Source organism: Bacteroidota bacterium (assembly GCA_016722375.1).
In the GTDB taxonomy this organism is placed as follows: Bacteria; Bacteroidota; Bacteroidia; order Chitinophagales; family LD1; genus Bog-950.
In genome coordinates this window covers 166,949-191,310 of record JADKJG010000002.1, presented here as the reverse complement: position 1 = coordinate 191,310, position 24,362 = coordinate 166,949, and the positions used below count along the sequence as shown (strand labels likewise).

Below are 24,362 nucleotides of genomic sequence, written 5' to 3'. Positions count from 1 at the left end.
AGAAAAGTATAAGTTTAGCGAATCCCGCTCAGTTTCTGCGACTGGCTGCTTCCGCCGCAGTTAATTTCTACAAAATAGAAACCGTTGGTCAATGCTCCGAGTTCGGCTTGCAGGGTGTTGTTGCCCGCTTCGAGACACACCGGACGACTGTAAACGGTTTCGCCCATCAGATTATATACCCGGAGGGTAGCATTTCGGTTAGCTTACAAGGCATGAATCACCAAAGAAACACGACCGGTGGCCGGGTTCGGGAACAAGGTCATGTCGAGCGCTATGTTTCTTGGTGTTTTAATAGCGGTAGGTATTTCAATGGTGTTGAGCGGTGTGTTGTATTATTTCCGCGTCCGCATCTTCACGCATGAAGGAATAGGCGACTGGAGCGCGGTGAAGTCGCTGAGAATAACCTAATGCAGCCAATAGTTTTTAGTCAATAGAAATTGGGAGATTCATTTCTAATAGCTAAAAGCTAATTGCTAAAAGAAGTATCGGTCGTTCCGACGGAACTTGAATAGGCTGTGGTTTGTTTTCTACCAAACGTATATCTCCTGCGGAGATAAAATACATAGACGGAAACGGGTTCCTATCCCCTTTAGCTTACCCCCGCCTTTCTAGTTTGATGAAACTGAAAGGATAGGCGTGTTTGGCATCCGCCGGTTGATCTACGCGGTCCACTTCTTCCCATTCTTCAGAATTGATGTCGGGAAAATAAGTGTCGGCCTCGGGAAAAGATTCGTGCACGCGGGTTAGATAAATGATGTCAGTTTTCGGCATCGCCAAACGATAAATCTCGCCGCCACCAATAATCATCAATTCGCCTTCGCCACATTCTTTGGCATGTTGATAGGCCGTTTCCAAATCGGCGAAGACAATACAGCCTTCATCACGAAAATCCTTTTGCCGCGTCACCACCATGTTCACCCGCCCGTCGAGCGGTTTATAGTTCGGCGGAATGCTCTCCCAGGTTTTTCTACCCATCAATACATAATGGCCCATGGTGACTTCCTTAAAGAACTTCATATCTCGAGGCAGCTTCCACAACAGGCCCCCTTTTGAACCAATTTCGCTATTTTGCCCCACGGCTACCACGATTGCAATTTTCATGTTTCGAAACTAATAGAATGTTGCAGAATCTGAATGAATATCGAAGGCTCGTTTGATTCCACATTATTATACAGCCGTAGTTTCTTAACACCAATTAGCACCATTCAAAACACCTGAATGTTTCTAATATCACACCGAATCTCTTAGATTAGAATGATGGAAAGCCCACAGACGATAGATTTAGAAAAGGAGAAAAAATTAATTCTCAAAGAGTACCGGAGTCTTTTACGCTCGTTGAAAAAAAATATTTCGACGCAGAAAAAGAGGATGGTTCGGCGCGCCTTCGAGATGGCGATGGACAGCCATAAAGATATGCGGCGCAAATCGGGCGAACCATACGTGCTGCATCCTATCTCGGTGGCAAAAGTGGTGAGCGAAGAAATGGGCTTGGATGCCACCTCGGTCATCTGCGCGCTGTTGCATGATGTGGTAGAAGATACCGACGTGACGCTGGAAGAAATTGAACGTACGTTTAATAAAGAAGTGGCACGTATTGTTGACGGGCTGACGAAAATATCGGGTGTCTTTGACCTGAACTCTTCTTTGCAAGCAGAGAATTTCAGAAAGCTATTGCTGACGCTGAACGACGACATTCGAGTCATTCTTATCAAGCTGGCCGACCGGTTGCACAACATGCGGACTTTAGAATCGCTGAGTAGAGAGAAGCAGTTGAAGATTGCAAGCGAAACCATGTTTCTATATGCCCCGCTGGCGCACCGGATGGGCCTTCACTCCATCAAGACGGAACTGGAAGACTTGGCGCTGAAATTTACAGAGTCCACTTTATATAGAGACATTGCTAAAAAACTGCAGGAGAAAAAGCGCGAGCGCACAAAATTCATCAACGAATTTATTCGACCGTTGAAAGAAGAGTTGGAACGGCGCGGTTTTAAGTTTGAAATATATGGCCGCCCTAAATCCATTTACTCCATCTATAATAAAATGAAGGTCAAGGGAGTTTCGTTTGAAGAAATTTATGACCTGTTTGCTATCCGAATTATACTGAAGTCACCACCGGATAAAGAGAAGAGCGATTGTTGGGGAGTCTATTCTGCCATCACCGATATTTATCACCCCAACCCCGACCGGTTGCGCGACTGGCTGAGCAACCCGAAAACGAATGGTTATGAGGCGCTGCACACCACCGTGATGAGCGGCACCGGTAAGTGGGTAGAGATTCAGATTCGCTCTGAGCGCATGCACGAAATCGCCGAACGGGGTTTTGCGGCTCATTGGAAATATAAAGAAGGAAGTGCCGACTCGGTATTGGATGAATGGTTAGATAAAATTCGTTCGCTGTTAGGGAACCCGGACAGCACAGCGATAGATGTAGTCAATGAATTCAAGTATGAACTTTTCAGCGAAGAGATATTTGTTTTTACACCGAAGGGCGATTTGAAAAGACTTCGCAAAGGCGCTACCGCACTCGACTTTGCTTTTGAAATACACAGTGGCGTGGGGGTTAAATGTATCGGCGCCAAGGTCAACACGAAGTTGGTTCCGCTCAGCCATCAATTGAAGAATGGAGACCAGGTGGAAATTCTGACTTCCAATAAGCAAACACCCAACGAGGATTGGTTGAATTATGCAATTACCGCCAAGGCGCGCTCGGTCATCAAACAATCACTGAAGGAGGATAAAAGGAAATTTGCCACAGAGGGGAGGGAAATCTTAGAAAAGAGGATGAAGCAATTGAAGATGGAGGTGGGAGAGGCCAACATCTATCTGCTGATGAATCTGTTCAAAATGATTTCGCCGCTGGACTTGTACTTCCATGTTGCCTCGCATAAGATAGACTTAGCTGAGCTGAATAAGCTGGATGTCGTGGGAGGCAAAATCAAGTTACCCAAACCGCTGGAACAAGCAGCCAAGAACGCAGATGCTATTGATACAGCCGTAAAGCAAACCTTGCAGAAGAATGCCGAGTTGCTGATTATGGGCGAAGGGGCCGATAAGATTGATTACAAATTTGCTCCTTGTTGCAATCCCATACCCGGCGATGACGTTTTCGGATTTCTGACGATTAACGACGGGATTAAAATTCACCGTACCAATTGCCCGAACGCGGTGCAGATGATGAGCAAATACGCCTATCGTATTATCAAAACCCGCTGGACCAAACAGCATGAAATCGCTTTCCTCACCGGTGTGAAAATCACCGGCATTGATGATGTGGGCTTAGTCAATAAAATAACGAACATCATCACCGGACAAATGAACCTGAATATGCGCTCGCTTTCTTTCGATAGCGCCGATGGTGTATTTGAAGGAAAAATCATGGTGTATGTTCACGACACCGCCGAACTGGAAGATCTGACCAGCCGTCTCACCGCGCTGGATGGCGTTCTGGATGTAGGGCGTTTCGACGAGGAGGACGAACAGAAGGGATAGGCAATGCGTCCTTGATAATTTTTCGCTTCTTCGTTTCTCAAATATAAACCGGCTTTATGAAAAAGACTTTTGTAGTTCTCGTTGCGGCGTTGCTATTACTGGTATCTGCCGATGCTCCAAATGAAACCTTGTTGGGTTATAGCCCTTCGGGAACAATCCTTCAGAAAAAAGCAGAGACACGCTATGATCAATTGCTGGAAGTATCGGCCATAGAGAGCATGATGAAGCACCTTTCTGCGCGACCACATCATTTGGGTTCGCCTTATCAGAAAAGCAATGTGGAATATCTTTTAAAGAAATATAGAGAATGGGGCTTTGATGCAAGGATTGATACGTTCTACGCGCTGTTTCCCACTCCTAAGCTTCGCCTGCTGGAAGCCGCTTCAGTCATTAAATTCAAAGCCTCGCTAGTAGAACCTACTTTGAAAGAGGATACTACCTCGGGGCAGCTTAGCGAACAGCTTCCACCCTATAATTGCTATTCAGCCGACGGCGATGTGACCGGTGAGTTGGTGTATGTAAACTATGGTATTCCTGCGGATTACGAGCAGTTAGAGCAGATGGGAATCAGTGTGAAAGGGAAAATTGTGATTGCGCGGTATGGTGGCGCATGGAGAGGAATTAAACCTCGCTTGGCCGCAGAATATGGAGCCATTGGTTGTTTGATTTATTCTGATCCGAAAGAGGATGGCTATTATCAGGGGGATGTTTATCCCAAAGGCGCATTCAAGAATGAACACGGAGTGCAGCGCGGTTCGGTAATGGATATGCCGCTTTATCCCGGCGACCCGCAAACACCCGGCTATGGTGCCGTAAAAGGTGCTAAGCGCATAGACCGAGCCGAGGTGAAGACTTTAATGAAAATACCGGTGTTGCCCATTTCTTATGCAGATGCAAAACCTTTTCTTGCCGCACTTGCAGGACCGGTGGCGCCCGGTAACTGGCGCGGTGCATTGCCATTTACCTATCATGTAGGACCGGGACCGGTGAAGGTTCATTTGAAACTTGAGTTTAACTGGGACATTGTACCGGTGTATGACGTGGTCGCGATGATGAAGGGAAGCGAATTGCCGGATGAATGGATCATTCGCGGCAATCACCTTGATGCTTGGGTAATGGGTGCCGACGACCCTATCAGCGGGCAAGCTGCCATGTTGGAAGAGGCCAGAGCCATTGGCCAAATGGCGAAAGAAGGAATGCGCCCAAGGCGCACCATCGTTTATTGCAGTTGGGATGGAGAAGAGGAAGGCCTGCTGGGTTCTACCGAATGGGTAGAGACCAATAAAAATGAGCTGAGCAAAAAGGCCGTGGTCTATATCAATACCGATGCCACCGGTCGTGGATTCCTCGGCGTTGGCGGCTCTCATACCTTGGAGCAGTTTGTGAATGAAGTAGCCGATGATGTAATAGACCCGCAAACGAAGGTCAGCATTTTGAAACGAAGAATCTCCCACGATGCAGTGAATGCCTCCGGCATGAAAGAAAAGAAGGAAATCCTTGCTTCATCGGCTATCAAATTGGGTGCTCTAGGCTCCGGTTCTGATTTCTCCTCCTTCTACCAGCATTTGGGCATTCCTGCACTTGATCTCGGATTTGGCGGTGAGAGCGGCGGCGGCGAATATCATTCCGCTTATGATACTTATGAAATGTTTTGTCGCTTCAAAGACCCCAGGTTTGTTTATGAAGTAGTGTTGGCCAAGACCGCCGGTCGGATGACCTTGCGCATGGCAAATGCACAGGTATTGCCATTCCGTTATGGAGATTTTTATTCCACGGTGAATGATTATGCTTCTGAGCTTATCAAACAGTTGGATGATATGCGCTTTTCTACTGAGATCGAAAATAAATTGATTCTTGGGAAACATTACGTCCACGCAAATGACCCCACTCTTACCTTTGTTCCCCCAACGGTTAAAGAGGACGTGCCCTATCTTGATTTCGCGACGCTACAAAATGCCCTTGCTTCTTTAAAGAAAAGTAGTGCAGAATATGAATCGCTGATAGGCGACGTAAAACTACTTCCTACTTCGGTCAATAAATTAAATAACCTACTGTATCAAAGCGAGAAGCAGCTTTTGTTCGCCAACGGCCTTCCCTAATCGCCTCTGGTATAAACATTCCATCTACGCACCCGGATATACCGGATATGGAGTTAAAACCCTGCCCGGTGTTCGCGAGGCGATAGAGAATAGAGATTGGAAACTGGCACAGCAGCAAATCGAGGAAGTATCACGTTCTCTAAACGACTACCATCTGGCGGTGGAGGAAGTGATCAAAGTCTTGAAAGAGCAGTAAGCGCTTCAATCGTCAAACTCATTTCTGAAACCCGCAATCTTCATTTCGCGGACAGAGTTTTCGACCTTAGCTTTCAATTGGTTTTTATAGGCCATAACTTTCTCCGAAACAGCCTTATCTGAAGTGCCTATTATTTTGGCGGCTAATATCCCCGCGTTTCTCGCACCGTTGAGTGCTACCGTAGCTACCGGTATGCCAGAGGGCATTTGCAGAATAGAAAGAATAGAATCCCAGCCATCTATCGAATTGGAAGATTTAATAGGAACACCAATCACCGGTAAAGGGGTAATAGAAGCCACCATGCCCGGCAGATGCGCCGCGCCACCGGCACCGGCAATAATCACCTTCAATCCTCTTTCTTTGGCAATCTGGGCATAATCGATCATGCGCTGTGGGGTGCGGTGAGCAGACACCACTGTCAATTCAAACTCCACACCCAGTTCGCCCAACACTTCAGCAGCTTCCTGCATAATCTTCAAATCGCTTTCGCTGCCCATTATAATACCGACTAAAGGATTGCTCATGGTCTTTTGTTTAGGGCGCAAAAATAAGAATAGGTGCCGTTCAGGATGACATCAGTTTATGAACTCACTGGCTACAATAGAAATGGAATATAGAGGATGCAGATATATAGCACTGAAAAAGCCTTTACTACAAGTTTGTGACCAACCCAATCTAGAGCAACAAAATTTTGTTTTATTTGAATGCCCGTATTGCTATAGACAAAAAAGACGCAAGGGCTGATATTTGAAATGAAAAAATGGGTTCAAAAGGCCGTAGTGCAAAAGGTGGTATCTTATTTACCTTTTAATCATCAGGTTAATTTTCTTTTCCAGAAATACGTGACCAAAGGAGTTTACCTCACCGACGAGTATTTTTCCAGTCGCTTGGAACATGCCACTCAACATCTCAAGAAGTATCAGCAGTTTTCAGGGAAGAAAATTCCCGCAAGCACTCTTGAAATCGGCACTGGATGGTATCCGGTGGTTCCAGTCTGTTTCTTTCTTTCCGGTGTAGAGAAAATTTATTCGGTAGATATTACCTTTCTTACTTCCAAAAAGAGAATAGAAACCACGCTCAGGAAGTTTGTTGAGTATCATGATTCGGGCAAGTTGACAGGGTACTTATCTTATGACCCCGACAAATATCAAACCCTTCTAAGTCTGCTCCAGAATTTCGAGCAATTGTCTCTGGATAATATCCTGCACGATCTGAGGATCACTTACAAGATTGAAGATGCCCGGCAACTTTCACTGCCCGATGGCTCCATAGATTTAGTCAATTCAAACAATACGTTTGAGCATATCTATCCGGTTATCCTTCATCCTATTCTAAAGGATTTCAAAAGGGTGGTAAAAAAACAAGGTGGGGTGATGTCTCATTCCATTGATATGTCCGACCACTTTGCTCACTTCGACAAGAGTATCAATATCTATAACTTTCTACGCTTTTCAGATAGGGAATGGATATGGATCGACAATTCCATTCAGCCACAAAGCAGATTGCGGATTACAGACTACAGAAAAATGTATGAAGACCTGCAAATTCCTGTTTCTGAAGAAACATTCCGAGAAGGAAATCTACTCGAACTGAAGACGATCCCTCTGGATAAAAAATATGCCGAAATGCGTTTGGACGACGTGGCGATAAGCCACTGTCATTTTGTTTCGGATATGAGCAAAGGCAGATAGCCCCTTCCAAAAACAATCTAGAAGTTCACAACCAACTTGGCGTTGATGCGGCGAGTGGTGAGGTAATTAGGCACGGCGTATTGGGTGTTGAAAATGTCGCGCACCCAGATGTAAGAAACTGTATTGGTGATACCGAAGATATTAAAAGCCTCCACCGATATCCACACACCTTTGAGTCCCTGATTAAACTTGTTCTTGTTCTTCGCCCATTCGGGGTTCCAAAGTTGGCCGCTGAAACCGATGTCCACCCGGCGATAGGGCGGCAACCGTAGTTTGTCCTTATACTTATCGGCACCCGGAGGCCCAAATGGAAGGCCGCTGCCAAAAACCATCGCGATATGTACTTTGATAAATTTGAACTTAGGGATATAGTCCTGAAAGTACAAGGCAAAGTTCACGCGCTGGTCCGTAGGGCGGGGAATATAACCGGGGTAAATCGTGGCACTGTCCACAATCCTGCTTTGGTTGCGTTCGGTGTTCGCCCAAGCCACCCCATTGCTATCATAGTAGGCAACATATTGGTCGTTGCGCAGATCTTCGCCGGTACTCATAATGCTCATGCTGATCCAACTTTCTGCACCCTCAGCCAGTTCGCCGTTCAAACGGAAATCCACACCAGCGGCATAACCTTTAGAAAGGTTTTCGCCCAAATAGCGAATCAATACGTTTTCATATTTATAGGGAACCAAATCCCAGAGGTATTTATAATACGCTTCCGTCACAAAACTAAAGGGCCTCTTCCATGCACTAAACGCATAGTTCATGCCCAGCACTCCATGAAAAGATTTTTGAGCCTTGAGTTTGGTGTTCACTTCTCCTTTCAGATTACGCATTTCCCGGTAGAAAGGAGGCTGATAGTAGGTGCCGGCGGAAGCTGTGAAGACAATATCCGCCTTGCCTTTGGGTTTATAGCTGAACTGCACCCGTGGGGTGATGACAGGTTCCTGATTGACATCCCAATACTGAAAGCGAACGCCGTAATTGAAAGTGAATTTGGAAGAGTCGCCCCATCTCCAAGTATCTTGAATGAAGCCCGAAATCCGATTGGACTCAAGATCGAATGAAGATTTCAGAATGTTGTCGAATCCGATGTTTCCCTTTTGCGGAACATAGTAGTAGTTGGAATCTACCAGCACCAATGTTTCATCATAATTATAAGGAAGCGAATGACCTGCCGAATCGAGCCGGTTCCAAGTATCGAGCTTGTCTTTAATCCACTCGTGCTTATAATCAAGCCCCCATTGAAGATTATGTCCCTTTTTGAACCAGGAGCCACGGACACCGGCGTAGTAGATATCACTCTTCAACGTGTTTCGCGCCCAATCTTGCATACCACCGACCCCAAGACTGTAAAGAATCTCGCCGAAATTATCTTTACCAATATCGCTCTCCACCTGACTGAGGTAATATTCACCCTGAATATCATAAGCCTCTTTTTCGCGGTTGAGATAATAGGACGTCAGAAACTTCAGCAGTAGGTGATTGTTGGGAGCATAGTTGAAAGAAAGTCCGTTGAGTGCCGACTGATACTGGTCAGCTTCTTGTCCGTCAAAATAAATCGTCAGCTTCTTGACATCGGTCAGCAGACCAAAGCTGGTTTCGCGGTTCACCGGCTTAAAGAAAAACTGATTGCGTGAATAGTTGGTGATATATTCTACACTTGTCTTCTCGCTGATCCGATAGGTAAAAAAGCCCTGCAAGTCAAGAAAGTTAGGACTGTATTGGCCTTTAGTATCCAAGGAACGAAGCAAATATTGACTGGTGCGTTGACGTACACCAACCAGAAAAGTGAAGCGCTGTTTCTTGTCGCTTCCTTCCACGTGGCCTCCAAATCCCATCAAACTGGCATAGAACGAACCACCGAACTGCTTAGGACGTTTGTAAGTCACATCCAGCACAGAACTCATCTTGTCGCCATAGCGCGCTTGAAAGCCGCCGGAGGAGAACTTTACGTTGCTCACCATATTGGGATTGATAAAACTCAATCCCTCCTGCTGTCCCGACCGGATAAGGAAAGGGCGATAAACTTCAAAATCGTTTACATACACGAGGTTCTCATCAAAGTTACCGCCGCGTACAGAATAGCTGGAACTCAACTCATTGCTTTTCTGCACCCCCAAACCCTGAAAAGCGAGATTGGCTTCAAAGCTTTCGTTGGGAGATGCAAGGAAGGTTTGTCCTTTTATTTCCACCGTACTCGGTGCTTCGCCTTCTTGCCGTTCCCCTTTAATCACCGCATCAGGAATGGCATTTATCTTTTCTGTCACCACTTGTTTTAAGGTAACCGTTTCGCCGGGATTCAATTCCACCTTGATACGGGTAGCATAAGTATTTAGTGACGAAAAAACTAGGGTGATCTTTCTTCCGGCAGGCACCTTCAGCTCAAAGTTTCCTTTCCGGTCGGTGGTAGTGGAATATTTCTGATCTTCTTCTACCACAATGGAAATGAATTCCATCTTCTTTCCGACCGAGTCATAAACCGACCCCTTTACGGTTCCGATGTTTTGAGCAAATAACGAAAAGCCAGAAAACAGTAAGGAAAGAAATAGGAACTGCTTCAAATACATGGATGCGTATAAACGAAGATTACAGGCATTTATTGCCCCGAAGCATTTTGTAATTGAATAATAGTTGCTGCCGGATCGCCCGAACCAAACACCGCGTTACCGGCCACTAACACATCGGCACCAGCATCAATCAGTTCTTTAGCATTGTTCAGCCCTACTCCCCCATCCACTTCAATTTTTGCTTTGGAGCCGGAAGATTGAATCAAGGCTTTGCACTCCCTCACTTTCCGGGTAGCATAGGGAATAAACTTTTGTCCACCAAAGCCGGGATTCACACTCATGATTAAAACCAAATCGAGCAGATGAATAATCTCTTTCAAATCTGCGACAGATGTAGCCGGGTTAATGGCCACTCCAGCCGTAGCTCCAGTCTTTTTTATTTGATGGATAATAGAATCGAGATGATAATTGCCTTCGTAATGAACCGTGATATGATCAGCACCTGCGTCGCGGAACTGTTGAAGATATTTCTCTGGCTGCACAATCATCAGATGTACATCCAGAAATTTCTTGGTGGCCTTTCTCACTGCCTGAAGCACCGGAAAGCCAAAAGAGATATTCGGAACAAAGACTCCGTCCATCACGTCCACATGAATCCATTCAGCTTTGCTTTGGTTCAGCATTTCGATGTCGCGCTGTAGGTTTCCGAAATCGGCGCTCAGTATAGAAGGAGAAATAATTGTTTTCAAGTTGGGGCGAAGATAATTGTTGAATGATTAAAAGCAACTAACTCAAAATGCGGATGACCATCTCTTTAAGCAGTTGGCCTTCGTTAATGTTGTTGGTAGAGTTGACTCCCTTGAAGCGAAGGTCGTATTCGGCGAGAAGATGGAAGATTTGTTCGAGTTTCTTCTCTGAGTAGTTGCGCGCTGCGTTTTTATAGTCCTTGACGAAGAAGGGGTTTACTTTCAGTTTGGCCGCCAGTTCTCTGTCTTCCACGTGCTTTTGTTGTGCGGCGAGATAAACCTTAGTGAAAAATCCCTGCAAGGTGCCGAGGATAAGGACAAATGGGCCGTTCTTGGGGTTGGCTACAAAGTAGTTGGCGATTTGAAAGACCTTGGTTCTATTTTTCTGACCGAGGGCGTTGCTCAATTCAAAGACGTTGAACTCCTTGCTGACTCCTACGCCTTTTTCGACATCATCAGCGGTGATGGTGGCGCCGGATTGTTTGTTGAGGATGAGCTTTTCGAGTTCGTTGGCTACTTTAGAAAGATCGTTACCGGTAAACTCTACGAGCAGTTCGTTGGCCTGTTCTTCAATTTTGTATTTGCGGTCTTTGAGCCAGTTGCGCACCCAGGGAGCTACCTGATTGTCGTAGAGAGTTTTGGATTCGAAGTAAACACCGCTCTTTTGCACCTCTTTAATAAAGGCTTTACGCCCATCGGGCTTCCCATGCTTCCAAGCAAAGACGAGCAGCGTGGAGCGCACCGGTTTCTTGAAATAAGCATGAAGCAAGTCATTGTCTTCGCCTTTTTTCAAATTCAGGTCCTGAGCTTCTCTGACAATCACTACTTGTCTTTCGGCCATCATGGGCAGGCGACCAGCCGATTCAACAATGGAACGAACCGTTGCATCCTTGCCATAGATGATAGTTTGGTTGAAGGCCTTTTCCATGTCGGTGAGCGCATGCTGTTCGATTAGATCGGTTAACCCGTCAATGAAATAGTCTTCCTCACCACAGAAGAAATAAACCGATGCAAATTTGCGGGCTTTAATATCTGCCGCAATAGAATCATAAGAAATTGCTGCCATTAAAAGCGAAGATGTTTTACGGTCAAGCCGTCGTTGATTAATTGTTTGAGCGAGTCAATACCGATTTTCAGATGCTGCTCTACATAGCTCTTAGTTACATTATTATCGCTCATCTCGGTTTTCACACCTTGTGGAATCATCGGTTGATCAGAAACCAGCAGTAAAGCGCCGACAGGGATTTCGTTTTTGAAAGCTGTGATAAAGATCGTGGCGGTTTCCATGTCAATAGCCATCGCGCGAATCTCGCGGAGATATTCTTTGAATTCGTCATCCCATTCCCAAACACGGCGGTTGGTGGTATAAACGGTACCGGTCCAGTAATCCTGACTGTAATCACGTATCGTTGTAGAGATGGCTTTTTGCAAAGCAAAAGAAGGCAGTGCCGGAACCTCGTGCGGAAAATAATCGTCCGAAGTTCCCTCGCCGCGAATGGCGGCAATGGGCAAAATGAAATCGCCGAGTTCGCTCTTCTTTTTCAATCCCCCACATTTACCAAGAAACAAGGCTGCTTGGGGTGTGACAGCAGAAAGCAAGTCCATCATCGTAGCCGCATTGGGGCTGCCCATGCCGAAATTGATGATGGTGATTCCTTCGGCGGAGGCGTTCATCATAGGCCGATCTTCGCCAACGATGGGAACATTGTGCCATTCGGCAAACATTTTGACATAGTTGTCGAAGTTGGTGAGTAGAATGTATTTCCCAAAATCTTTCAATTCTCTGCCCGTATATCTGGGCAGCCAGTTGGTGACTATCTCTTCTTTGGTTTTCATCAGTTAGATTTTAGATAATAGACCGTAAAACGTCGAACATAGAATATTAGCGCGCAATTATAACGTTATGAACTCCCTATTCGTTGGATTGTTCTATTTTAGAATCGAAATTAAGAAAGATGACCGAAGTTATTTTTGGCAAATATGATTTTCGGGTGGAAGAACGAGAGAAGGGGCGATACATTTTCGATGAAATACGCAAGAAGTTTGTAGCGCTAACTCCCGAAGAATGGGTCAGACAGCATGTGCTGCACTATCTTATTTATGATTTGCAATTTCCTAAAAGTTTGATTGCCGTAGAGCGTGGATTGATCTTGAACGGCTTGCAGAAACGCTTTGACGCATTGGTGTTTGGAAAAGACGGACTACCCAAAATGATTATAGAATGTAAAGCCCCTGAAGAGCCTTTGAACCAAAAGTATTTGAACAGATAGCCCGGTATAATCTATCTTTGAATGTGCGCTATCTGTGGGTGACAAACGGCGCAAATAATTTCTGTTGTCGGTTAGGAAAAAACTTGGAACAATTGAGCGCTATACCAACTGCGAAAGAAGTGACAAGAGATACAGAGACCGTAGGATGAAACGTATAGCCGAGCAAATTATCTGGCTTCCCTGGACTATTTGGTGCGGGAGTACGTTTTCTATTTTGCTCCTCCTCTCCTTCCCTATTCTGATTGCCGGAGTAATGAGCGGGAACGAACGCTGGATAAGACAACTACACTTCATTCCGCTTTGGATTTCAAGAACCTTGCTTGTTCTCTGGGGCATCCGAATTGAACTTCATGAAGAAGAACCGAAGGAAACATTACGACAAGCAATATTTATCAGCAATCATACCAGCTATCTCGATGCGTTGGTGGCGGGCACTTTGATTAGAAACTACGTCAAGTTTCTGGGCAAGGCAGAATTATTGTACTGGCCGGTATTGGGCTATCTAATCAAACACCTATACGTTCCGGTGCGGCGCGAAGACAGTGAAAATCGCGCCTGGAGCATGGAGCAGATGAAAGAGAAGGTACACGCAGGCGCTTCCTTCTTTATCTGTCCCGAAGGAACCTGCAACACCACGCCCGAATTGTTGAAACACTTTCACAGCGGGGCATTTCGTTTGGCCGTAGCATGTCAAATCCCCTTGGTGGTCTTTACCATTGTGAATGCCGGAAGGCTCTTTCCTCGTAAAGGCCTGATGATTCGTCCCGGACGGCTCGTTGTTTATCGCCATCGCCCGATTGAAACTACCGGTATGGTGGAAGCGGACGTGGAGAGGCTGAAAGAACAGGCCATAGCCTTGATCACTACAGATTTGGAGCACGAATCCGCCTCTAAATTTTGAATGGTTGCGTAATTGGGTTCCCTCCTAACCCGCCGATGGCGGGAATTAGGGCTGCGTTTTATTTTTAATGCCGAGTGCTGAATTAAAAATGTCTCTGATGAGGTGGATACCGATGTCTTCCTCGTTCAATATGTAAAGGTTAACCTCTGCCTGTTCATCAGCAATAATCCATTTACCATCACTCGTCAGTCCGAACTCTGGCTAATAGAAAAGTTGGATTACTCCCGTTTTCATTATAAGATAGATGGCAATAACATAAAAGCAGGTTTTTTCTAAGAAAAGCCGTAACTTTCGGTCATGAAAGTGTTACCCGAATATATCAAGGCTGGATTTCCTACCGACAAGAAAATAAAAGCTGATTATAGTAAAATGGCCCGTATGTGCCGCGAGGCACTTGCTTCACATCCCGAAGACAAGGATTATCTGCTAGCTTGGGAGGTTGTTTATCTGTGTTCCGATAAGCAATATGAAGCGTCGCTCAAAGCCGGGCGGGAAGTACTGCCGGTGTTGACGCTGCAAGATTGCATAGATGATATAGAGCGCAACGAGCTTTGGTGTCTCGAGCAACTGGGGCGCACACCTGAAGCCATAGATATTTTGAAGAAGAAAGCCGCCGCCACGAAGGAGGGTAATGAACGATACAGCGTTTATGGATCTATCAGGGAGCTTTATAAAAAGCTGAACGACCGGGAAAACATGCTGAGGTATGGTAGTATGATGCTGGAGGAATCACCGGATCAAATGGATGTAGAGGAACTGAGGGAGCAGGCAGAGCTATAAGGAGCAGAATGAGGATTTTCTTCTGTCGTTCAAATGTTACGAAATGGCGGCCATCAGCGAAAGCGGGGAAAGTGCCTGGGATTGGAGTATGGCAGGCAGAGCCTTGGCAATGAATGGGGAAAATGAGGAGGCTATGTTTTATTTTCGGGTTGCGAACAAAATAGACCCGAAGGATAGCATGATTCATTATTATCTAGGGCAAGCCTATCAGGATTTGGGCGACCAATACCGGGCGCTGCATCATTACACCGAAGCGCTGAAAGATAGACCTGATTTTCCGGAGGTGTATAACAATATGGCGGCCCTCAGTTTTAATGAAGATGGAGATATCAAATCGGCAATTCAGCATTTGGAAGAAGCTTTGCAGCATGATCCGGATGACCGGATGAAAATTGCTGTTTACAAAAGTCTGGCGCAACTTCATCACAAGCTGGCTAATTATGACCAGCACGAATATTATAAGGGTAAGTTGCTGGAGGCTATTGGATTTCCGGTTGATTGGGAAGAAGGGGATGATGAAGAGGAAAAGGGGGAGGTTTGAAGGAGATAGTAGGATGAAAAGGGAGTATTTTCGTCCACCCATTTTTAATAAGTTCAATTTCTATAAATAATAGAGATGCTATTATTGCAGATTATATTTAGAAACTTGAACAAGGCAATACAATATTCTTTCATAATTTCGTTTACAAATAAACAACAACCATGAAAAACAAACTAAGTATTCTCGCTACGCTGATTATCAGCCTGCTGATTTTTAACTCTTGTTCAAAAATCACTAACGACCCTACCGATCCAAATACAAAGCAACACAACGAAGACATTAATAACCAGAAAGGCGAATCGGACAATGTCAACTCCGATGTAAACAACGCTATGTTCAATATTGGCGGCTTTGTCGGTAAAAAAGAAGGCATCCAAGGATACTCAATCTGCGGCGCCACGATTGATTCTTCTCACCAAAACGATCCGCAGCCATATATACTCATCAATTTCGATGGCACCACCGTTTGCCCAAATCCAAACCGGATTAGAAGTGGTCAAATTAAAGTACAGTTGATTGTTGGAAATAGTTGGGCGGATGTAGGCGCTACGGCAGAAATCACCCACACGGACTATAAAGTAGTATATACCGGACTGAACAATCACTACCTCACCTTCAATGGTATAAAATATCTAACCAACGTTAGCGGAATGGATATTTTGTCCTATGTTTTTACTGGTGCAGCCACCGTAATTTTGAAAGAAAGAAGCAGCAATATGACCGCGACTTTTGAAAACGGACAAACTTCTTCTTGGAATATGGCCCGTCGTTCTACTTGGGCTATTACAGGTTATTCAAATATTGCTGCCACTGTCAACGGAGACACCACGGTGAACGGTAAAATACTCGACTCTTGGGGCAAAACTCGATTCAATACCGATTTTCAAACAGAAATGATTCAACCTTGGAAATCTGGCACTGCGTGTGGATGGTGGAGGCCTATAGCCGGTAAATATACCAGCACCACTACCAACTTCAGCGTCACAGCCACTTTCGGCGTGAACAGCAATGGCAGCCCGGTAAGCACTGGTTGTCCGAGCTATCTGAAACTTGAATGGATTTTAGGTAACAATGCAGGCAGCGGTCAGGCAGTGTTGGGCTATTGGTAGAAAAACATAAAGGTTCAGCCTACTGAATCATTAAAAAGCGCCGGTTTCGTTTGAACATTTTCCGGCGCTTTTTTTATGTCCTCAAATTCAAACATATTTTATTTGGAAAATCACCTCATCCATATATTTTCGCACCACTCATGAAATTTCCGCAGAACCATATCGAACAACTATCCAAGTTGCTCGCCGAACCAAAGAATATTGTCATCGTCACCCACAGAAATCCCGACGGCGACGCGCTGGGTTCTTCTTTGGGTTGGAAATTTTTTCTGGAGAAGAAAGGACATCAAATCACCTTTGTAACGCCCAACCCTTACCCTGCTACTCTTAAATGGATTCCCGGCACAAAATACGCTCTGAACTATGAAGGAGAAGCCGCACGCAAAACAGCCAACGACAAAATCAAAAATGGCGACATCATTTTCTGTCTCGACTTCAACGCCATCTCGCGCTTAGAAACTCTCGGCGAAGCCATTAGCAGTTCTACGGCGTTCAAAATCATCATTGACCACCACCGTCAACCAGAAGACTTCGCCAACCTCACCTTTAGCGATATTACCTATTGTTCTACTTCAGAAATGATTTACGATATCATTCTTGATTTTGACGAAACCGATAAGATAAACCGCGAAATCGCCGAGTGCCTCTACACCGGCTTGGTGATGGACAACGGCTTCTTTCAGTTCAGCAGCACAACACCCAATGCCCTGCGCGTTGGTGCCGAACTGGTGGCCAAAGGCGTAAAGCCCGAATACATCAGCGAACGAGTGAACAACAACTTTCGCGAAAACCGCCTGCGCTATTTCGGCTACTGCCTCCATGAAAAGTTAAAATTGGTCAATGGTAGCCAAATCGCTTATATGATGCTGACCCAAGCGGAAATAAAAAGATTTAATTTGCAATCGGGCGAAAGCGAAGGTCTGGTGAATTATCCTTTTAAAATTGACGGAGTTAAAGTGTCTGCTTATTTCAGCGAAGAGGCGGATCGCGTTAAAATTTCATTCCGCTCTCGCGGCCAAACAGATGTCAACACCTTTGCCCGAACCTACTTTGAAGGCGGCGGACACCGCAACGCCGCCGGTGGCAAAAGCCTTCTTTCGCTCGAAGCCACCGAAAAGAAATTTCTCGAAGCCCTTAGCTCGCTTAAACTCTAAATCTACCATAACTTCAAACTCTAAACCAAAAATTCAAAACCATGAACAATTCAAAACCATTTTTTCTCTCACTGGTTCTCTTTGCCGGAATGTTTTCTTCCTGCAATGCGAACGCAAACAAAAACGAAGAATCAAATATGAACAACACCAATGAACCGGCAAACGCCACCACGACTCAACCCGCTGCGGCAGGAAATAATTGGAGAGAAACGCCAGGGCTTTATGCCGAAATCGTTACTTCTAAAGGCCCCATTGTTATTTCACTCTACTATCAAAAAGCACCCGTCACGGTTGCCAACTTTGTTGGGCTCGCTGAAGGGAAAATCGAAAACGGCAAAAAGCCGCTCGGCACCCCTTTCTATGATGGACTCACCTTCCACCGCTGCATTCACACCCCGCAGCCTTTCATGATTCAGGGAGGCGACCCGGCTGGTAACGGCTCTGGCGGCCCTAATTACAAATTCGACGACGAGTTTGATCTATCGCTCAAGTTTACCAAACCAGGTCTTCTTGCTATGGCCAATGCCGGTCCCGGCACCAACGGTTCGCAATTTTTCATCACCGAAACAAATCCTTCTTGGCTGGACTACAAACACACCATCTTTGGCGAAACCGTTGAAGGCTACAACCTCGTTCCTACCATCGAAAATGGAGAAGTGATGAGCAAAGTGAACATCGTTCGTGTAGGCAAAGATGCCGAAGCTTTTGATGCGGTTGCTATCTGGGCTAAGAGAGATGAACTGTTGAAAAAGAAAGCTGCTGAATTTGCTGCTGCTAAAGCCGACATGGACAAAGCAAAGACCGTTTCAGCCGCTGATCTGGTAAAGAAATCATATCCTACTGCCGTAAAAACCGCTAGTGGTTTATATTATGTTATAGAAAACCCGGGAACCGGCGCGAAGGCTGTAGCCGGAAAGAGCGTTTCTGTTCACTACACCGGTACACTGGCCGACGGCACCAAATTCGATTCCTCTCGCGATCGCAACCAACCCATCACCTTCGTCCTTGGACAAGGGCAGGTTATCAAAGGCTGGGACGAAGGCATTGCCCTGATGAACGTAGGTGCTAAATACAAATTGATTATCCCTGCCGAACTCGGCTATGGCGCGAACGGTGCAGGTGGAGTGATTCCTCCAAACGCTACCCTTATCTTCGATACCGAATTGATGGAAGTCAAGTAAATCTATTTCAACAAAACAAAAAAGGCTGTTACGCAAGTAGCGGCCTTTTTTATTTGTCGAAAATCAAGAGCTACCAGTTAAGAAATCGGATACTGCAATTTGCGAAAATGACACCGATCATCCTATGCTTTTGCTGCTGACGTTTGCTCCACTATGAATTTGAAAAACCAAACACCAGACAATAAAATAATGCTGATAGCGGCTGCAGGTTGTCAACAAACTACAAAGGTCTTAAAGACTTTTGTAGTCTTCATCCATTTTTAATTTTTTTGGGCGGCAGCCGGGCTTTCGGCTATATCCCCGACTGAAACGTCGGGGGATGCCGCCTCTATCCTGAGGACAACATGTAAAGGATAGCATAAAATGGATACTATCCTCTACACTTTTTGTCCTTTTTCTAACAATCCGGCGGGCCGGTTAAGGCTTCCCTGCCGCGGGTTCAGCCCTCCTTTCTTTTCACTGAATCTTCTCTGTGTTCCCAGCTACTCTGCGCCCTCTGCGCGAAATAAAGTCAAAAACAAAAGTCTCAAAGACTTTTGTAGTTTCAATATGCTTATTTTAGAAAAATACTACCAATTTGGCAAAATGTCCACTCCATTTAATGAACTTACTACACCATTTGTCCGAATTGGTTAAGTCAGTCTGACAAAGGGTGTACACATTTACATAAATTGCCTTCCTAATTCATTATATATAGTATATAGTGTAGCATATTGCCATCATACTATACTATATATAGACCATAGTTTTGCATATTGCCTATCTGATTTATTAAATTGTCAATAAAATTTGATAATAATCTAGATAATCAAAGAAACCTTCCTTATATTTGCTTCGTATTAATATAGATAAACGAACAAAACATGGGAACGACACAGGTAAATAGACTTTATGGCGGCATCAAAGACTCGCGGATGGTAGAAGAGGCGCAAGTGATGCACGAATTATTTGTTGATGACACGGCAGATTTCATCGGCTTCGATGCCGATTTTGGCGGTAGTTTTGAAACAGATTTTCAGACCAAACTTACGGCGGCGATGAACATCGAAACCGACGAAACGGTGCAAGACCAGATTCAACAGTTGACCGAAGAAATGCAAACCCGCTGGGATGAATGCAAGGCGCAATATCAAAACGTAAAATATTTTATCGAAAAGGCTTTCCCGAATAAAAAATCGGTGTGGAACGAATTCGGAAATGATGATTATAAAATCATGGATACGCAGCAGAGCAAGGTCAATGAATTTATGACTGCCTTCATCGCCGCGCTCGGAAAATACAGTATGGAACTGGCGGCGGTCAATATTCCGGCTGGTGTCGAGTCCGATTCGACTTTGGCGCTCACCGCCTTTAATGTGGCCAACACGGCGCAGAACAAGGCCATCAAAGAGCGGCCTACAAAAACGCAGTCGCGCATTGGTGTTTATAATGATTTATGGAAGGTGTTGCAGGTCATCAGTCGCGCCAGCAAAACACTTTATGTGAACGACTATGCCAAGCGACACGAGTATTTATTGCCCGGTCCGTACAACAATATTCAAGAGGGCGATGAATTTAAGATAAGCGGTGTGGTGAAGAATTTGGTAACCGGTGTGCCGGAGGAAGGTGTAGAGGTGAAACTGGCCAATGTAGATTTAGTAAGCGTTACGGACAGCACCGGTACCTTCGTCTTTGTGGACGGGGTGCCCACCGGTAATGATTCGCTGATTGCCACGAAGGAACATTATAAAACGGCTACGAAAAATATTGTCATCGAGGCGCATAAAAAATTGGTGACCAACATAGATATAGAACCGGATAATACGTAGAGATGCAAAATATTGCGTCTGTATTTCATCCGAACAATAGACGCAATATGTTGCGTCTCTACGCCGGATTCACGCGGACATTTTTGGTAATGAGGACTACCCTGCGGCAGGGATAGAGCGGAAATCCTTTTCTTCCTTTAAAAAATTTGTAGAGCAGAAAAGATTGGAGTGAAAGCCCGGCTGCCGCCATCATTTTTATTTATGTTTTGAGCGTGATTGATGGAAGGAGGTGAACAGGAAGCCGTGCAGGATTTAGGCCGCAGGTTTGGAGGGGCGCTGATTTAGACGTCGGCGCTATGAAGGCGGTTCAATATTTTTATTTTCGCTCGAACAATATCTGCCTTGCTGACTAAATATTTTAATAAAATTCTGCTTTATAATATTCTCCTGGCCATTGCGGTGGTGGTGGTGGGGATGTGGCTCGTGCAGTCGGGTTTGAAATCATATACGCGCCACGGCGAAAGCATTACGGTTCCAGACCTTCGGGGGATGACTTATGAGCAGGTGAAAAGTATTTTGGATGGAAAGAATCTGAACTGGCAGGTGATGGATTCGGTGTTTGATATGAACAAGGCGCCGCTTTCTATTTTGGAGCAAAACCCGAAGCCAAACGCGAAGGTGAAGGAGGGGCGCACGATATATATAACGGTGAACGCGACCAAGGCGCCGACGACGGCGGTACCGGATTTGGTGGGGCGCAGTTCGTTGAAGTATGCGCGGATGCAGTTGGAAAGTTTTGGATTGAAGGTGGGCGAATTGATTTATAAACCGAACCCGCATTTGAACTCGGTGATTGGAATGATGTTGAATGGCAAAGAGGTGGTGGCTAAAACGAAGGTGCCGCGCGGAACGGTGATTGATTTGGTTTTGGGCGATGGGTTGGGCGGAGAGAAAATGATGGTGCCTTATCTGATTGGTTTGCGGTATGATGAAGCGGAGTTTAAGTTGAAGGGCAATTCGCTCAATATTGGCGCGGTGGTGATTGATGCCGGTGTGCGCGATACGTCGGGCGCTATTGTTTATCGGCAGTCTCCTGAATTTGGCCCCGGCAATAGAATCAGAATGGGCGAACCGATAGATTTGTTTTTGGCAAAGGAACTTCCGGCAGATATTGAGGTGAATCCCGATTTGTATGATGCGGTTGATTCGTCCGACATTCAATAAAACATTCGTTTTTACGTTTAGCGAGTTGATGAAAAATAATTTGATGAAGAAACTCATAGGGATGATAGGGATGGTATGGGCTTTGCTCCCCGCTCTGGCGCAGGAAGAAAGCCTGTCACCGCTTCCGGCGAATGCTCCGTTGTATTACAGCACGCGCTCGTATCAGGTAAACAAAAAGAATCTGAGATACCTGATTGAGAAAAAGAATATCGTCGTAAAGACCAACACGCTCTCGCTTCCTTTTGTAGATGATTTTTCAACGAACCGGTTGCGGAGTTATAAATGGTTGGAGAACCATGTTACCGATACGTTTTATAATGTGTTTGGCACTTGCCTTGCGGTAGATGGGGTGGAGACCATTTCGGGGAAATTCATGAGCGATACTTCGTGGAGCTATTCTTATGATTTGGTGAATAAGAAGGTGGATTCGGTAGCGAATCCAGTCATGCCTTTCACTTTCTTTGGCCCGGCCATCACCGGATGTTTTGATCAGCCGCCACAAACGTTTTTTTACTGGGAACCGTATTACACGTTTACGTTTGATACGAACGGAGTGAAACGTGATTCTGTCTTGGTTCCGGCCGATGAAACTATTTATTATGCGCCGGTGGTCTATTTTGCGCAAGGAGAGCCGGGTACCTTGTGGGCAGATAATTATGCCTATGTCAATAATACTTATCCGGTCAATCCGCCGAGCATCGGGGTGGCTACGCTCGATGGACTGAATGAATACGGCTTGCCATATAACCGGGCAGCCAATTCTTATGGCTCGGCAGATGTATTGACTTCTAAACCGATTGATTTTTCTGGGTATAAGGACAGCAATGATATTTATCTCAGTTTTTATTATGAAGCGATGGGGCTGGGTGATTTTCCTGAAAAGACAGACTCTATCATCGTTGAATTTAAGGACATTGGCAATATTTGGAGAACGGTTTGGGCCGATACCGGCTATTCGAGCGAAGCGAATGTGCCGAATGAGTTTGTTCAGATATTTATCAAGGTGCCCGACAATCCGATTCAATCTTCGTTCTATCACAATGCTTTTCAGTTCCGGTTTCGGAATATGGCTTCGCTATATGGCAATAATGACCATTGGCATATAGATTATGTTCGATTAGATAAAGACCGCCAGAGTGACTCAATCATCCGCGACATTTCGTTCATGTATGATTTCCCTACCATCTTGAAGGAATACACTCATCTTCCGGCAGACCAGTTCACGGGGGTAGATGATTTGGCTGATTCGATCGTGCTGCCGGTTAGGAATTTAGATCCGGATGCCGTAAATAATCCTCCGGCCACGAACTTTGTAAAAGGCGCTTCGGAACTTTACCCAACCCCGACGGTAGTAGCAAACGATGCTTTGGAAACGTTCAACGCGGGTCCTTATAATTTTATTGGGGTGAATCCGGCTTCGGAATATACGATTGCTACCAGTGGTTTTCCGGTGGATAGTTTGGTGATAAAATCTAGAGTATTCATTCAGCCCAACGACAGCCGCCCGCAGAATGATACTTTGTATCACAGCCAAAATTTCAATAACCTCATGGCTTATGATGATGGCAGCGCCGAACGAGCTTATGGCATCAGCGGGTTGGGCATTAAGAAGTTCGGATACGAATTTGAATTGAGACAACCTGATACCTTAGCTGCATTTCAAATCATGTTTGCACAAGTGGAACAAGATGTGAGCGATCTGATTTTCAACTTTGCACTTTGGGACACGTTGGAGTTGGGTATCCCTTCTTTCGTGGACAGCCCTATTCTACTGATTGAAAGTAAAAAGCCGCTGTATGTGGACAGTGTTAATGGTTTCGCCACCTATGTACTCGATACGCCAATCATCCTTTCGGGTAAATATTATTTTGGTTGGGCGCAAAACGATACACGCAAAATTCAGATTGGCTACGACCTGAATTCCACCTTGGGTAAAAAGCACATGTATCTATATACCAGCGCCACCTGGAAGAAATCTACGATTACTCCTGACGGCTCTCCTATGATTCGATTTATTTTCGATACTGATTTTTGGGGAACTAACACCTTTCCGCTTGCGGTTAAAGATTTGAGTAAGAATAAGGAAGATGAAAGCCTAGTGGTTTACCCCAACCCGACTTCGGATGTTGTTTATCTGAAAGGCCATTCAGCCACTTCTTATGAGGTTTCTGTGATGAACCTGATGGGGCAAGAATTGAAAAGAGAAAAAATATTGGATGGAGGTATGCATCTCGGCGCACTTAGCAACGGAGTATATATCATCGTTGCAAAAAATGTAACGACTGGCAAAACGTCCTATCACAAAATCCTTAAAACATCTTCGAGGTGAAAGTAGTTTTGTTTGATGGCGTTTGTAATTTATGCAATGGTTACGTGAACTGGGTGATTGATCACGATAAATCCAGACAAGTGAAATTTGCATCGCTTCAATCTGGCTATGGCCAGGCAGTCATTGAACGTTTCAACATCCATGACCAATACTTAAACACTATTATCTATCTAGACGGAGATAAAATCTATTTCCGCTCCGAAGCCGTATTGCGAACTCTGAAACAAATGGGCGGCATATATTCCCTTGCCTTTGGTTTTATGATTATTCCCGCATTTCTGCGCAACTGGGTTTATAACACGGTGGCTAAGTACCGCTACCGTTGGTTTGGGGAAAGAGAGGTGTGCAGAATCCCGACACCTGAGCTGAAGGATCGGTTTGTTGAATAAGTTTC

The 24,362-nt window shown here is 45.2% G+C and carries 21 protein-coding genes and 2 pseudogenes; 16 read left to right on the top strand and 7 right to left on the bottom strand.

Annotated elements, in window-relative coordinates; genetic code table 11:
• Positions 1-14 precede the first annotated feature (14 nt).
• Entirely contained in the window at positions 15-167 is a 153-nt protein-coding gene (locus IPP77_02730) for a hypothetical protein (protein ID MBL0308624.1), read from the bottom strand.
• 70 nt (positions 168-237) lie between these two features.
• Between IPP77_02730 and IPP77_02725 the strand changes: the two genes are divergently transcribed.
• Entirely contained in the window at positions 238-408 is a 171-nt protein-coding gene (locus IPP77_02725) for a hypothetical protein (GenBank protein ID MBL0308623.1), read from the top strand.
• Between the two features lie 186 nt (positions 409-594).
• Here IPP77_02725 and IPP77_02720 read toward each other — a convergent pair whose 3' ends face one another.
• On the bottom strand, positions 595-1,101 hold the full coding sequence (locus IPP77_02720; GenBank protein MBL0308622.1) for a dihydrofolate reductase: 507 nt from the start codon (positions 1,099-1,101) through the stop codon (positions 595-597).
• Positions 1,102-1,257: 156 nt separating this feature from the next.
• Here IPP77_02720 and IPP77_02715 point away from each other — a divergent pair, with 156 nt between their 5' ends.
• Together IPP77_02715 and IPP77_02710 are read left to right on the top strand one after the other, a co-directional pair.
• Complete coding sequence (locus tag IPP77_02715) at positions 1,258-3,492, top strand: bifunctional (p)ppGpp synthetase/guanosine-3',5'-bis(diphosphate) 3'-pyrophosphohydrolase (GenBank protein ID MBL0308621.1); 2,235 nt, start codon at positions 1,258-1,260, stop codon at positions 3,490-3,492.
• A 56-nt stretch (positions 3,493-3,548) separates the two neighbouring features.
• A pseudogene (locus IPP77_02710) lies at positions 3,549-5,787 on the top strand (M28 family peptidase).
• Positions 5,788-5,792: 5 nt separating this feature from the next.
• On the opposite strand, the gene purE reads toward IPP77_02710, so the two are convergent.
• Positions 5,793-6,311, bottom strand: a complete 519-nt coding sequence (gene purE / locus IPP77_02705) for a 5-(carboxyamino)imidazole ribonucleotide mutase (GenBank protein MBL0308620.1) — start codon at positions 6,309-6,311, stop codon at positions 5,793-5,795.
• Between the two features lie 228 nt (positions 6,312-6,539).
• On the opposite strand from purE, the gene IPP77_02700 reads away from it, so the two are divergent.
• Positions 6,540-7,478 carry a class I SAM-dependent methyltransferase gene (locus IPP77_02700; GenBank protein ID MBL0308619.1) on the top strand — a complete coding sequence of 313 codons (939 nt, stop codon included), beginning with the start codon at positions 6,540-6,542 and terminating at the stop codon, positions 7,476-7,478.
• A 17-nt stretch (positions 7,479-7,495) separates the two neighbouring features.
• Here the strand turns inward: IPP77_02700 and IPP77_02695 are convergent, their stop codons facing one another.
• From IPP77_02695 to IPP77_02680, 4 genes are read right to left on the bottom strand one after another with little or no spacing between them, the layout of a single operon-like run.
• Positions 7,496-10,045 carry a carboxypeptidase-like regulatory domain-containing protein gene (locus IPP77_02695; GenBank protein ID MBL0308618.1) on the bottom strand — a complete coding sequence of 850 codons (2,550 nt, stop codon included), beginning with the start codon at positions 10,043-10,045 and terminating at the stop codon, positions 7,496-7,498.
• A 29-nt stretch (positions 10,046-10,074) separates the two neighbouring features.
• Positions 10,075-10,734 (bottom strand): ribulose-phosphate 3-epimerase, encoded by a 660-nt coding sequence (gene rpe, locus IPP77_02690; protein MBL0308617.1) that lies wholly within the window; start codon positions 10,732-10,734, stop codon positions 10,075-10,077.
• 37 nt (positions 10,735-10,771) lie between these two features.
• Positions 10,772-11,797 (bottom strand): DNA polymerase III subunit delta, encoded by a 1,026-nt coding sequence (gene holA, locus IPP77_02685; protein ID MBL0308616.1) that lies wholly within the window; start codon positions 11,795-11,797, stop codon positions 10,772-10,774.
• Positions 11,797-12,567, bottom strand: coding sequence for an AMP nucleosidase (locus tag IPP77_02680; GenBank protein MBL0308615.1), 771 nt, complete (start codon positions 12,565-12,567; stop codon positions 11,797-11,799). Before IPP77_02680 ends, holA begins: the two co-directional genes overlap by 1 nt.
• A 119-nt stretch (positions 12,568-12,686) precedes the next feature.
• Here IPP77_02680 and IPP77_02675 point away from each other — a divergent pair.
• The 12 genes and pseudogenes from IPP77_02675 (at position 12,687) to IPP77_02620 (ending at position 24,357) form a co-directional block, all read left to right on the top strand.
• Positions 12,687-13,150: pseudogene (locus IPP77_02675) on the top strand (type I restriction enzyme HsdR N-terminal domain-containing protein).
• Positions 13,147-13,902: a 1-acyl-sn-glycerol-3-phosphate acyltransferase gene (locus tag IPP77_02670; GenBank protein ID MBL0308614.1), complete on the top strand. Its 756-nt coding sequence runs from the start codon at positions 13,147-13,149 to the stop codon at positions 13,900-13,902. The pseudogene IPP77_02675 and the gene IPP77_02670 overlap by 4 nt, the downstream one beginning before the upstream one ends.
• 102 nt (positions 13,903-14,004) lie before the next feature.
• The gene (locus IPP77_02665; GenBank protein ID MBL0308613.1) at positions 14,005-14,178 is read left to right on the top strand and encodes a hypothetical protein; all 174 of its coding nucleotides are present in this window, start codon (positions 14,005-14,007) and stop codon (positions 14,176-14,178) included.
• A gap of 21 nt (positions 14,179-14,199) precedes the next feature.
• Positions 14,200-14,682 (top strand): hypothetical protein, encoded by a 483-nt coding sequence (locus IPP77_02660; GenBank protein ID MBL0308612.1) that lies wholly within the window; start codon positions 14,200-14,202, stop codon positions 14,680-14,682.
• A 43-nt stretch (positions 14,683-14,725) separates the two neighbouring features.
• On the top strand, positions 14,726-15,223 hold the full coding sequence (locus IPP77_02655; GenBank protein MBL0308611.1) for a tetratricopeptide repeat protein: 498 nt from the start codon (positions 14,726-14,728) through the stop codon (positions 15,221-15,223).
• 161 nt (positions 15,224-15,384) lie between these two features.
• Entirely contained in the window at positions 15,385-16,332 is a 948-nt protein-coding gene (locus IPP77_02650) for a hypothetical protein (protein MBL0308610.1), read from the top strand.
• A gap of 140 nt (positions 16,333-16,472) precedes the next feature.
• Positions 16,473-17,486 (top strand): bifunctional oligoribonuclease/PAP phosphatase NrnA, encoded by a 1,014-nt coding sequence (locus IPP77_02645; GenBank protein ID MBL0308609.1) that lies wholly within the window; start codon positions 16,473-16,475, stop codon positions 17,484-17,486.
• 137 nt (positions 17,487-17,623) lie between these two features.
• The gene (locus IPP77_02640; protein ID MBL0308608.1) at positions 17,624-18,667 is read left to right on the top strand and encodes a peptidylprolyl isomerase; all 1,044 of its coding nucleotides are present in this window, start codon (positions 17,624-17,626) and stop codon (positions 18,665-18,667) included.
• Positions 18,668-19,530: 863 nt separating this feature from the next.
• Complete coding sequence (locus IPP77_02635; GenBank protein MBL0308607.1) at positions 19,531-20,475, top strand: carboxypeptidase regulatory-like domain-containing protein; 945 nt, start codon at positions 19,531-19,533, stop codon at positions 20,473-20,475.
• Positions 20,476-20,817: 342 nt separating this feature from the next.
• Entirely contained in the window at positions 20,818-21,639 is an 822-nt protein-coding gene (locus IPP77_02630; protein ID MBL0308606.1) for a PASTA domain-containing protein, read from the top strand.
• A 43-nt stretch (positions 21,640-21,682) separates the two neighbouring features.
• A complete protein-coding gene (locus IPP77_02625) occupies positions 21,683-23,968 on the top strand; it encodes a T9SS type A sorting domain-containing protein (protein MBL0308605.1) in 2,286 nt (761 codons plus the stop codon).
• Entirely contained in the window at positions 23,956-24,357 is a 402-nt protein-coding gene (locus tag IPP77_02620) for a DUF393 domain-containing protein (protein ID MBL0308604.1), read from the top strand. Before IPP77_02625 ends, IPP77_02620 begins: the two co-directional genes overlap by 13 nt.
• Positions 24,358-24,362: the final 5 nt, after the last annotated feature.